General features: G+C 36.4%; 10 protein-coding genes. 3 read left to right on the forward strand and 7 right to left on the reverse strand.

All coding sequences use genetic code 11. From position 1 onward, the window contains the following. Window positions 1–121: 121 nt before the first annotated feature. The 5 genes from cas5 to cas3 are packed head-to-tail and all read right to left on the reverse strand — an operon-like array spanning window position 122 to window position 4,037. Window positions 122–316, reverse strand: a complete 195-nt coding sequence (gene cas5, locus AB1397_06720; GenBank protein ID MEW6482669.1) for a CRISPR-associated protein Cas5 — start codon at window positions 314–316, stop codon at window positions 122–124. A gap of 3 nt (window positions 317–319) precedes the next feature. Continuing rightward, a complete protein-coding gene (locus AB1397_06725) occupies window positions 320–1,006 on the reverse strand; it encodes a hypothetical protein (GenBank protein MEW6482670.1) in 687 nt (228 codons plus the stop codon). Then, a complete protein-coding gene (locus AB1397_06730) occupies window positions 1,003–1,398 on the reverse strand; it encodes a HEPN domain-containing protein (protein ID MEW6482671.1) in 396 nt (131 codons plus the stop codon). Before AB1397_06730 ends, AB1397_06725 begins: the two co-directional genes overlap by 4 nt. Beyond that, window positions 1,382–2,425, reverse strand: coding sequence for a CRISPR-associated endonuclease Cas3'' (locus AB1397_06735; GenBank protein MEW6482672.1), 1,044 nt, complete (start codon window positions 2,423–2,425; stop codon window positions 1,382–1,384). The genes AB1397_06730 and AB1397_06735 overlap by 17 nt, the downstream gene beginning before the upstream one ends. Further along, entirely contained in the window at window positions 2,403–4,037 is a 1,635-nt protein-coding gene (cas3, locus tag AB1397_06740; GenBank protein ID MEW6482673.1) for a CRISPR-associated helicase Cas3', read from the reverse strand. Before cas3 ends, AB1397_06735 begins: the two co-directional genes overlap by 23 nt. Before the next feature lie 175 nt (window positions 4,038–4,212). Between cas3 and AB1397_06745 the strand changes: the two genes are divergently transcribed. Together AB1397_06745 and lpxK are read left to right on the forward strand one after the other, a co-directional pair. Continuing rightward, window positions 4,213–5,451: a folylpolyglutamate synthase/dihydrofolate synthase family protein gene (locus tag AB1397_06745; GenBank protein ID MEW6482674.1), complete on the forward strand. Its 1,239-nt coding sequence runs from the start codon at window positions 4,213–4,215 to the stop codon at window positions 5,449–5,451. A 1-nt stretch (window position 5,452) separates the two neighbouring features. Further along, a complete protein-coding gene (gene lpxK, locus AB1397_06750) occupies window positions 5,453–6,394 on the forward strand; it encodes a tetraacyldisaccharide 4'-kinase (protein ID MEW6482675.1) in 942 nt (313 codons plus the stop codon). Here lpxK and AB1397_06755 read toward each other — a convergent pair. Both AB1397_06755 and AB1397_06760 read right to left on the reverse strand, forming a co-directional pair. Next, window positions 6,381–8,936: a pitrilysin family protein gene (locus tag AB1397_06755; protein ID MEW6482676.1), complete on the reverse strand. Its 2,556-nt coding sequence runs from the start codon at window positions 8,934–8,936 to the stop codon at window positions 6,381–6,383. The two genes, lpxK and AB1397_06755, sit on opposite strands and share 14 nt — an antisense overlap. After that, entirely contained in the window at window positions 8,908–9,825 is a 918-nt protein-coding gene (locus AB1397_06760) for a thiamine pyrophosphate-dependent enzyme (GenBank protein ID MEW6482677.1), read from the reverse strand. The genes AB1397_06755 and AB1397_06760 overlap by 29 nt, the downstream gene beginning before the upstream one ends. A gap of 167 nt (window positions 9,826–9,992) precedes the next feature. On the opposite strand from AB1397_06760, the gene AB1397_06765 reads away from it, so the two are divergent. Then, window positions 9,993–10,853, forward strand: coding sequence for an IS1634 family transposase (locus tag AB1397_06765; protein ID MEW6482678.1), 861 nt, complete (start codon window positions 9,993–9,995; stop codon window positions 10,851–10,853). The last annotated feature ends 84 nt before the right edge of the window (window positions 10,854–10,937 follow it).

Consider the following 10,937-nt stretch of genomic DNA (forward strand, 5'->3'; position numbering starts at 1 on the left):
TTAAGTTTTATAAAATTTTTTCCCTTTTAATTCAAAATTCAACATTCAAAATTCATAATTTTATAAAGTTTTCCTTAAGATTATCTAAACACATACATTTTGTAAAGCGTTATGGAATTAACTATATGTTATCTTCTATCAAATCAAGATATTCTAAGGGATATCTGTCATTTCTATATCGCTGTAAGGCATTTGCAAGCATCCCTATGACAGCAGAGGGTGGTAATATGGGATAGGTCAAAGCAGACTGCCAAGTGAATGGGATTCTGATAGAATAAAGAGAATTTATCCTTATGTCAAAGACTAATGCTTTCATTATTTAGACCTTACTTAAAAGCTCTGTAAATATCTTATCAATGGTATCTTTCTTATTAACTTCTTTGGGTGAATTACTGCCCCAATAGAGCAAGGTTGTATTCTGTGGCATAAGCCCACTTGTCTTTGAGATATAATCAGAATACATTGGTGATATTGGAAAAGGCAATGGACCTGTTTCAGAATAAGCCACAAGTATTTCCAAAGGATTTCCGTGGGGCACGGCATGGGAAAGCGAGGCGCCTATCTGTCCAGAAATCAGATAACGATAAGCCTCAATAGCCACTTTAATTCTCTCTTTTCGTCCATTATTGTCATCAACTGCATTGTGCCTGCAAATATTTTCAGACTTTTTATTTTCAGCATTAAATATAATTGGTCTATAGCTATCCAATGAAAATATTTCGTTTTCTGTCACGCTTACACCTTCTGCACTCCTTCCAGCTACTCCAGGAGTACTAAAGGGAATGTATGATGAAGAAAGTAGCCTTTTGCAAAGCATATTAAAAGTCTTTTCAATCTTATCAAATTCATCTTCGTTGGTATCAATGGCAATAGTATAAAAACCACCATTATCTTGAATAGTTGCTTTTTCCATTCCAAATGTTTCAATCCCCACTCTCGCCAGGCCATAAGCAATCTTAGCCTCTAAATCAGGGAATCCAGTTGCCGGGGTGTAAAGTTTAATCATTGCTCTAACTCCATTTCTTTCAGAGCGATTTCAAATATGCGGTTTGCAATATCTAAAGCCTCCTTGGCATCGTTTTTAGATGGCATCCCTTCAGGAAGCATTCCGGGTAATGCATCAGGATAACGCGTTGGAATGTAAAATCGGTCAAGCAGAAGGATTCCTTCTCTTAAGTCATCAAAAGGGCTTTTATCAATCTTTGAAAGGATATCAGCAAGCTTATGGCTTTGTGGATGTATTTTACCTTTGGATATGATAAAACCCTTCAATACCTTCTCCACACACTGTTGAGAATGAAAACAGGTCTGATTGGTAATTCCTTCCTTCAAAGCAAGCTCTGCCATCAATAAATCTTCCTTTGCAAAATCAATCCATCTTTTAGATTCCCCTTTCATAAATCTTTACTCCTTTTTTGCTAATCTCTTTTTCAAAAAATACCCTTTCTTTACACATTTTTCTAAACTCTTCAGGTGTATATACCAGAACATCCAATCCCACCTTTGGATGAAGGATTAAAATAACATCCTTAATCCTGTCTAAAAAAGGTTTATCTGTGCTTTTTACAATAAGAAGGTCTATATCTGACCAGGTTTTGATCTTTCTCTGGGCAAATGAACCAAAGAGAAGCATCATTTCAGGATTATACTCCCTCTTCAAAACTTCTATCCAGCGCTCAAGTTCTGTCTGCAACTCTACGAAGCGTCTATTTTTCAAAAGATTCTCTGTATAATCTCTTATATTCTCCACCATAAGCCATCCACCATAGTAATCCTGGTCGTCTTTCTTTTGATATTCCTTTCTCTCGGTAGCAGCACAGATGTCGCATAGTTTCAATATATGATGGGCAAGTGATGCCTGTATTCTTCTTTGATGCTGTTCTAATATGCCACAACCCTTAGCCCAAATTCTAAACCCTCTTGCCATCTCTTTTAGGGATGACACCTTTAAATCACATGCGTTAGGAAAATAATCTTCGGTCAGTTTTTCTATCTCATTATGCCATATTATGTTGCCATTATTATCAACTATTTCATCCAATATTGCCTGCACATCGGGTCTTTCAATATTGTCTCCCAGAAGCCCTTTATCTGTATGATGAATAGCAACTGCAAAACTTAGGGGTTCTTTAATACCGCCAGGCAAGGCATTAAAGAGATATGCAGCGCCAAGCGTTGAATGCGAGGGTAATTTTCTATTTGTGCCGAGATTATCTTGCCACCTTTTTGTAAGTTTTCCCAAGTCATGGAATAAAATCATTTTCAGAAAAGCATCTCTTAGCTTCCCTTGATCCAAAGTGGGATCAAAAGTTCTTGCTATTGTGGAATAATACACTGGAAAAAGAAGGTCAAACTTCTCTTTGCATCTTGAAATATGGTCTAAATAGTTTTCTTTAGGCGCGCTAAATAATGAAGCTACTGGCATCTGGTATTACTCCTTTGAATTGGTCATAGTTTTCTTTTTCAAGAAGATAATATCTGAACGGAGATATATCTTTTACCTCTGCAAAATCCCATTCTCCTTGTTCCATTTTAAAATCTAACCTCATCTTTAAGATGCCATCCTTTAAAAGCTTCAACCCCACACCAAAATCAACATTTGTTGAATTATCTCGGATATTGGTTTTGCAGATAGCATCTCTAATTTTGTCTTCTTTCTTGTGGCCTTCACCTTTTGATAGGTCAATCACCACTAGGGTTATTGGCTTACCTTCTCTTAACTGAATATTTCTCGGTTCACTGTCCGCATACAAAACGCACTCATACAAATCAATCAATGTATCTCTCGCCTCATAGTCATTTGCTTGATAGTCAAGTGTTTCGTCGACAAAAGAGCAAGCCTCGTCAAAATTTTTGATGTTAAACTTTTCATTATTTTGTAACCATTCACAAGCTTTTAATAAGTGCTCTTTCTCATATGGCTTATGTCCATTATCATCTTCAACCGGAAATATAACCATCTCTCCATTCTCACCTTCATATCTGGCACATCTTCCCGCCCTCTGGATTAATGAATCTGCCGGTGCAAGTTCTGTAAGTAAAAGCTCGGCTGAAAAATCAATTCCTGCTTCAAGCACCTGGGTTGAAATGACTATGCCCACACCTTCAGGAACAATCAGTTTACCATCTTCTTTGTGAGGGATGAGAGAAATTGCCTTTTCTTCATGAGCTTTCCTGTCTATTCTGGTAAAGCGTGAATGAAGTAAAACAATCTGTTCATCTTTAAGGTCAAGGCTTGCTTTAACTTCTTCGTAAATCTTCTGTGCCCTTTTAACCTGATTAACAATGATGAGGGTCTTATGTTTGTTTATCTTTTCTATAAGATTATCTGAAAAATTGACATTACCGTTTGAATATAATGGATTATCTTCAAGGCTAATTTTAAGGTCACAATCCATCGAAACATTGGCAATCAATTTTTGGTTATCGGGTAGTTTTATTTCTTCAAATAGGCTACTTTCAAGACTCTTGGGCATAGTTGCTGTCATTACAACAAATGGGATATGGCTTTTATGCAAGATTTCCATTAAAGCCCTCATAATAGAGAAAGTAAATCCATCCCTGTACATATGAGCTTCATCAAAAACCACAAGAGAAGAGGCAATTGACCCAGCAGGAATATCAAGATGCCTTCCCACCTCACCACTTGCCCTGGCAAAACCATAAAGGAACTGGTCAAGGGTTGTAACAACTATATCTGCGATGAAAAAGGGAGAATTGGGCACATCACCATGTTGAACCTTAACAGAAATATAAGGTGAGATCTTCTGTGAATATCTTCTTATCCTCTCGGCAACGCTGTTCACAAGAACCCTCATTGGCAAGACATAAATCAGTCTTGGAGCAATATGGAATTTATTATCAACGAATTGAGATAAGAATGGTACCAACACTGCTTCTGTCTTTCCAGAGCCAGTTGGAGCTCTCAATAATAAAGGAAATCTGACTGCTTGTAGATTGTCCCACAGATTTATTTGGTGTGTGTAAGGAAAATCAATATTAAAATTTTCTTTATAGAACTGTTCGACTTTAATCATTCATTCCCTCCTCATTATTGCTTTCTTCATCCCTTCATTCCAATTCCTCTTGCTTAAAATATTCTACGCAAAACTCCCCTATTTTATCAAACAATTCTTTGTGTTCATTCGCACAGTATTCTTTGCCTGTTTTAATCTTTTAAATAAAATGGGTTTTTTGGTATAATAAGATACCATGAATGAATGGCTTAGAGGGCTTAAGGAATCCTCCTTTGTTTTTGGGCTTTCAAGGATAAAGAAGCTTCTTAAGGCTTTAGGGAATCCAGAAAAAGATTTTGCTTCTGTTCATATAACTGGCTCAAATGGAAAGGGCTCTACTGTAACATTTATCTTTTCTGTTTTAAAGGAGGCAGGTTATAAGGTTGGTTTATATACATCGCCACACCTTGTAGATTTTAGGGAAAGGATAAAAATAAACAATAAAATGATTCCTCAAAAAAAGCTTAAAACCATTATTGAAAAGGTAAAAAAAGCAAGTAAAGGGCTAGAGATAACATACTTTGAAGCAGCAACTGTCATTTGTTTCTTGTATTTTGCAGAAGAAAATGTTGATCTTGCAATTATTGAGGTAGGGCTAGGTGGAAGGCTTGATGCGACAAATACAATTAAACCTTTGCTTTCTATAATTACCAATATTTCCCTTGAGCATACAAATTACCTTGGAGGAACAATAGAAGATATTGCAAAGGAAAAGGCAGGGATAATAAAAAGGGGAATTCCTGTTGTTATAGGAAGGATGGATAAAAAAGCACAAAGGGTAATAGAGGAATGTGCAAAAAAGAAGGGTGCACAAATTTTTATGGAAGGAAGGGATTTTATAGGAAAAGGAATACCAGATTGCTTTGAAGTCAAGGTTTTTGATAAAGCTTATAAAGGGCTTTCCTTAAAAATGATGGGAGACCATCAAGTTTTAAATGCCTCTTTAGCAATTGCTTCCCTTGAAATTTTAAAAAAGGATTTTCCTTATTCAATTTTCAAGTTAAAAAAAGGGCTTAAAGATGCCTATATAAAAGGAAGGATGGAGGTTATCTCAAAAAACCCTCTGATTATTTTAGATGGTGCCCATAATCCAGAGGGAGCAAAAATATTAAGGGAGGCTTTAAATTCCTATTTTCCATCATATAAGCCAATATTTATCATAGGCATCCTAAAGGATAAGGACAAAAATGGATTTCTTTCTAGCTTAGCTATATCAGACCATAAAATAATTGTAACCGAGCCAAAGATAGATAGGCTATATCCAAAGGAATTGCTTTTTGAAATGGTAAAAAAATATACAGATGATGCTATTATGATGGATGATATAAAAATGGCTATTGAATATGCAAAAGGCATTGTAAGAAATGATGAGCTTATTTGTATCTGTGGTTCCCTTTATCTCGTAGGTGAAGCAATGAAAGAATTTAGAATTTAAGATGTTTTTTCTTGAGAAATTATACAAATTTGGGCTTTTTTGCCATAGGCGATTGTCAAAGCCCAAAAAGGTTCCTGCTTTTGTCATAAGCATAGGAAACATTACCACCGGTGGATGCGGAAAAACCCAGATGGCTTTAAAGATTGCCCAAATTCTTAAGGAAAGAAAGGTTTGTATCTTAAGTAGGGGATATAAAGGAAGGCTTGAAAATAAGGGTGGCATTGTTACGCCAAATAGCAAAGTAGAGGATGTGGGTGATGAGCCTTTAATGCTTTCAAAAATGACAAACATTCCTGTTATGGTTGGAAAAAATAGATACAAATCCGCAATGTTTGCTATTTCTAACCTTGGCATAGATACCATCATATTGGATGATGGATTTCAGCATTGGGGGCTCTTTCGCAATTTAGACATCCTTCTTATAAATGGAGGTAACCCCTTTGGAAACTATCGCCTTTTGCCTTATGGAATCCTTCGCGAACCATTGACAGGGATTGAGAGGGCTGATATAATTGTAATTACAAAAAGAAAAGACCTAAATGTTATTGAAATAATAAGAAGATTTAATAAAACCTCGCCAATATTTGAGGCAGATTACAAACCAAGTGCTTTATTGGATAATAATGGAAATACATATCCCTTATCATTTCTTTCGGGAAAGAGGGTATTGGCTATATCTGGAATACAACATCCCCAGCAATTTGAAGACGACCTAAAAGATTTAGGATGCAATGTGGAAGGAATAAGGTTTCCCGACCATCATTTTTATTCTTCCTCTGAGATAGAAAAGATAAAACATAAAGCAAAGGAATTTGACCTTGTTGTATCAACCCTAAAGGATAAAGAAAAATTAAAGGGAGGGGATTATCTTTTCCTTAATGTTTCTTTCTCAATAAGTGATGAAACCTCTTTCATTAAGCTTTTAACCCCTAAGGAACAATAATTACAATCGCCTTTTTATCAAAGTATTTTCTTGCTATTTGCTTTATGGTGGGAGGATCTATTTTATCCAACCTTTCTTTATATCTTTCCACCTCATTAAAAGACATACCATAAAGCTCACAAAGCCCTGCTTCAAATCCATATCGGCTATTATCTTCCAATAATGCCTCCTTTTCTCCAATAAGATATGTCTTGGAGGAGGAAAGCTCATCAGATGATACATCTTCATCTTTAAGCCTTGCTATCTCTTTTTCTATTTTTTTACAAACTAAAGATACATTCTTCTCTGATGTTTGGGCGTGAATAATAAAACATCCAGGGTCAAGACCAAAGATATTAAAGGAATCCGTATAGTAGACAAGCCCCTCTTCCTCACGCAAACTATTAAAAAGCCTTCCACCCTGCCTTGAAAGAATAGAAGAAATAAGCTCAAGGGAAAATCTATCTTCATCGGTTATCCTGCTCCCAAGAAAGCCCATCATAATCCCAGCTTGAGAAAACCTTTTATTCTTCATCCTTAATTCTATATCTTCTTCCAATTGTGGATTGGGATATGGTTGTGGCTTATAAAGCCTTCTTTGTTCTAATCTTTGAAAATGCCTTTTTATAGATTTTTCTATTTTCTCTGGATTTACACCTCCAAATACAGTCAAAACCATGTTATTTGGCATTATTCTCTCATTATAAAATGAAAGGAGATCACTTTTGGTAATACTTTCTATGGATTCTTCTCTTCCCAGCTCAGAGATGCTATATGGATGGGTTTTGTAGATGGTTTTTAGAAACATATTTAGGCAGAATGAAAACATTTCATCAGAGCGTGCTTTCAGGGAAAGAATTACTCTCTTTTTTTCCCTCTTAATCTCTTCTTCATCAAAGGTTGGCTCTTTAATTATTTCCTTAAGTATTGCAAGACCCTTATCAACATTTTCAGGAAGAATAGAGATGGAGATTCCAAAGGAATTTCTTCCACCATAGGAAGAGATGCTTCCACCAAGAGACTCAATCTCTTCGGCAATCCTTGCCCTTCCTTTGTTTTTTGTTCCCGCAAGAAGTAAGGAGGAGGTAAGGTTTGAAATCCCCTCCTTCCCCTCTTTTTCTACCAACCTTCCTCCCTTAAATAAGGCATAAATTGATACAAGACCTTTTGTATTTGAAGGGCTTATAAGATAGGTAAGCCCATTGGGAAGATACCCCTTTTTTATTTCTCTTTTCTTTACAGCTATTTTTTCCTTTTCTTCTTTCAGCTTTTCTGGAGAAAGAAGGGCAAATGTCATATTGTTAGAATTAAGGTATAGCTTTGCAGCATCCCTTATTTCCGAAGGCTTAATCCCTTCTATATTTTTTACATATTCATCTAAGAAATAGGGGTTTCCTGTATCAAGAAAGGATTCTCCCAGAACAGATGCCCTCTTTTCAATGGTCTCTTCCAAAGAATAAATATCTGCAATGAGCTTTCTCTTTGCAAGGTTAAGCTCCTTTTGAGATACACCATCTTTTTTTATCCTTTCAATCTCTCTGAGTATTTCTTTTTCTGCTAGCCTAAGGTTGTTTGGATGCATCTTTGCTGAAATGCCAAATAGTCCAGGAAATGCTGGTGTATAAGAGAAGGATTCAATAGAAAGAACAAGGCCTTTATCATCAACCAGAGATTTATAAAGCCTTCCTGTTCTTCCCTTTCCTAATATTGCAGAGAGTAAATCCAGGTGATGAATATCAGGGTGGGTAATGGATGGAATATGGAATCCCATGGCAAGATAGGCAAGATTAAAAGGCTTTTCAGTATAAAAGGTTCTCTTTGAAACCTGTCTTGGTTCATTTGGAATGCTTATAGCCTTTTCTTGTTTCCTTGGAATGCTTGAAAATACCCTTTTTATCTTATCCAAAAGCTCTCTTTCCTCAAAATCTCCGCAGGCAGAAATTGCAATATTAGAAGGGATATACCTTTCTTTATGATAGGCAATAAGGTCTTTCCTTTTCAATTCTTTAAAAAGCTCTTTATAACCGATTATCGGGTATCTAACAGGATGGGTTGTAAATGCTTCTTGGAATAGACACCTTAAAAGAAAATCTTCGGGAGAATTATCCCTTGTCTCAATCTCCTTTAAGATAACATCTTTTTCCTTAACAAGCTCATCTTCTGGAAATTCGGGAAAAAATAAGATATCCTTAAGGATGTCAATAGCAACATACATTGATTGGGATGGAATGGTGATTTTGTAGACGGTTTTGTCAAAAGATGTAAATGCATTTATTCTTCCTCCCTCCTTTTCAATTTCACCTGCTATTTCTTGAGGGCCTCTTTTCTTTGTTCCTTTAAAGAGCATATGCTCTACAAGATGGGATATACCAGAGCCAATGTATTCATCTTCATAGATGCTTCCTGCCTTTACAAACGCCTGTAGAGATACAAATTCTGTTGTATGCCTCTCCTCAAGGATTACCTTCATTCCATTTTCCAGGGTATAAACGGAGGGAAAGGCAAAATGTGAAAGGAGAAAGAAAAGGAGGGTTTTATAACGCAATCTTAAGAAGCTGTTCATACGATGCATCTACTCGCCTTTGAATTTCATCAATCACATCCATCTTTTCCAATAGATGCTTAAACCTTGCCTGGGGCTTGATAAATTCAATGATGGGCTTTTTCTCCTTTGGTTTATATGTTATGTGGTATTTGCCGTTTTCTACCTCGTATAGAGGCCAGAACCCTGTATCAGCTGCAAGTTTTCCCATTTCAATTGTCTTATTTGAGGGAAATCCCCAGCCAAGTGGACAGGGAGACAAAACATTTATAAAGCTTGGGCCATCAGAAGAAAGGGCTTTTTGGGTCTTTTTTACAAGGTCAGACCAGTTTCCCACAATAGCCTGGCCAACATATGGGATATTATGGGCTATAACAATGGCGGTTAAGTCTTTTCTCTCCTGTGATTTTCCTATTGTTTTCTTTCCTGCCTGGCCGGTGGTTGTGTGTGCTCCAAATGGTGTGGCCGATGACCTTTGCACCCCTGTATTCATATATGCCTGATTGTTTATACAGACATAGAGCATTCTATCGCCCCTTTCAAGTGCACCTGATAATGCCTGGAGACCTATGTCATAGGTTCCACCATCTCCACCAAATGCTATAAAATCAATATCTTCGCTTATCTTTCCCTTTTTCTTTAAGGCAAGATAGGCAGAATAAGCACCCGAGATGGTTGCTGCCGCATTTTCAAAGGCAGAGTGGATAAATGGGATTTTCCAGGCGGCATAGGGAAATATGGTTGTGGTAACCTCAAGGCAGCCTGTTGCAGAGGAGACAATTACAGGTCTTTCCCTGGCAAGGAGGATTTGCCTTGTAGCTATAGTTTCACCACAACCTGCACAAGCCCTATGTCCAGATGAAATGCCCTCCTTCTTTTTTGATAAAGATTTTAATGTAATGGGAGTCATAAAAATAGTTTAACAACAAAAAAATTTTATTGTCAAGTCATTTTCGCCAAAAATTTTCTCTCCATATCAAAACCTCAAGTAATTGCCCCATAATACATATATTATCCTAAGTTTTGTAGTGCCGACTATCAAAAAATCCCTTGACATATTTGGAATTAAAGTATAAAATGGTAGTGATAATCATGTATATAAGAAAGACTGTAAGAGAAAAAAATGGTAAGAGGTATGAGTATTGGCGAATTGTTGTGTCTTTTAGGGATAAAAAGGGAAGGGTTCTGCAAAAGACTATTCGTAATTTGGGAAGGCTCAGAGATGAAGAAGTATTGAAGTGGAAGCTACTTCTCTCTTTTAAGTCGCTTGAGGAGATTGTAATAGCAAGATGGGAAGATATCAAAATTAAATCTATTCGTGAGGGGATTTCAGTTGCTATACTTGATGGTTTATGGAAATATTGGGGGCTTTTTGATTTAATAAATTCTCTTTTAGATAAAGGAGCTCAAAATGTTGCGGAAGCTCTCACCATCAATAGATGCGTTCATCCTAATAGTGATTATAAAGTCAGTAACTGGTATAATAAGACACTCCTCCCTTTCATTCAGGCTAAGGATGGAATTAATCCGACAGAGATTTACCGGACATTGGATAAAATTTTAGAGATTGAAGGTAAGATTCAGGTTCATCTTTATAAAAGGATAAAGGATTTAGGGTTAGACGAATTCAATTTAGTATTTTATGACCTTACCTCTACTTATTTTGAGGGTAATGGACCTGATTTAGCTGGTTTTGGGCATTCAAGAGACCATAGAAACGATAGGAGGCAAATTATATTAGCGATAGCAGTTACAAAGAAAGGATTTCCATTTTGGTGGAAGATATTTAAGGGCAACACAATGGATTCTGTGACTTTAATTGAAATAGTTAGCTCCTTAAAGGAACAATTTAATTTAAGTGAATGTGCATTGGTCGTGGACAAGGGACTTATAACAATTTGGCTCTTCACGGAATATGGTGCAAATATAATCTCTTGAAAATGTTGCACCTGAATGAGTATTATAACCCTTTAAATCTCTCTAAAAGGAGGGTAACTCAAACAGATGCAACAAATAGATTAT

The organism is bacterium, assembly GCA_040756715.1.
In the GTDB taxonomy this organism is placed as follows: domain Bacteria; phylum UBA9089; class UBA9088; order UBA9088; family UBA9088; genus JBFLYE01.

Coding starts and splice junctions, on each gene's coding strand:
- AB1397_06755 (MEW6482676.1), bottom strand. CDS start 8,936: ATGAACAGCTTCTTAAGATTGCGTTATAAAACCCTCCTTTTCTTTCTC.
- AB1397_06735 (MEW6482672.1), bottom strand. CDS start 2,425: ATGCCAGTAGCTTCATTATTTAGCGCGCCTAAAGAAAACTATTTAGAC.
- lpxK (MEW6482675.1), top strand. CDS start 5,453: ATGTTTTTTCTTGAGAAATTATACAAATTTGGGCTTTTTTGCCATAGG.
- AB1397_06745 (MEW6482674.1), top strand. CDS start 4,213: ATGAATGAATGGCTTAGAGGGCTTAAGGAATCCTCCTTTGTTTTTGGG.
- AB1397_06725 (MEW6482670.1), bottom strand. CDS start 1,006: ATGATTAAACTTTACACCCCGGCAACTGGATTCCCTGATTTAGAGGCT.
- AB1397_06730 (MEW6482671.1), bottom strand. CDS start 1,398: ATGAAAGGGGAATCTAAAAGATGGATTGATTTTGCAAAGGAAGATTTA.
- AB1397_06760 (MEW6482677.1), bottom strand. CDS start 9,825: ATGACTCCCATTACATTAAAATCTTTATCAAAAAAGAAGGAGGGCATT.
- cas5 (MEW6482669.1), bottom strand. CDS start 316: ATGAAAGCATTAGTCTTTGACATAAGGATAAATTCTCTTTATTCTATC.
- cas3 (MEW6482673.1), bottom strand. CDS start 4,037: ATGATTAAAGTCGAACAGTTCTATAAAGAAAATTTTAATATTGATTTT.
- AB1397_06765 (MEW6482678.1), top strand. CDS start 9,993: ATGGTAGTGATAATCATGTATATAAGAAAGACTGTAAGAGAAAAAAAT.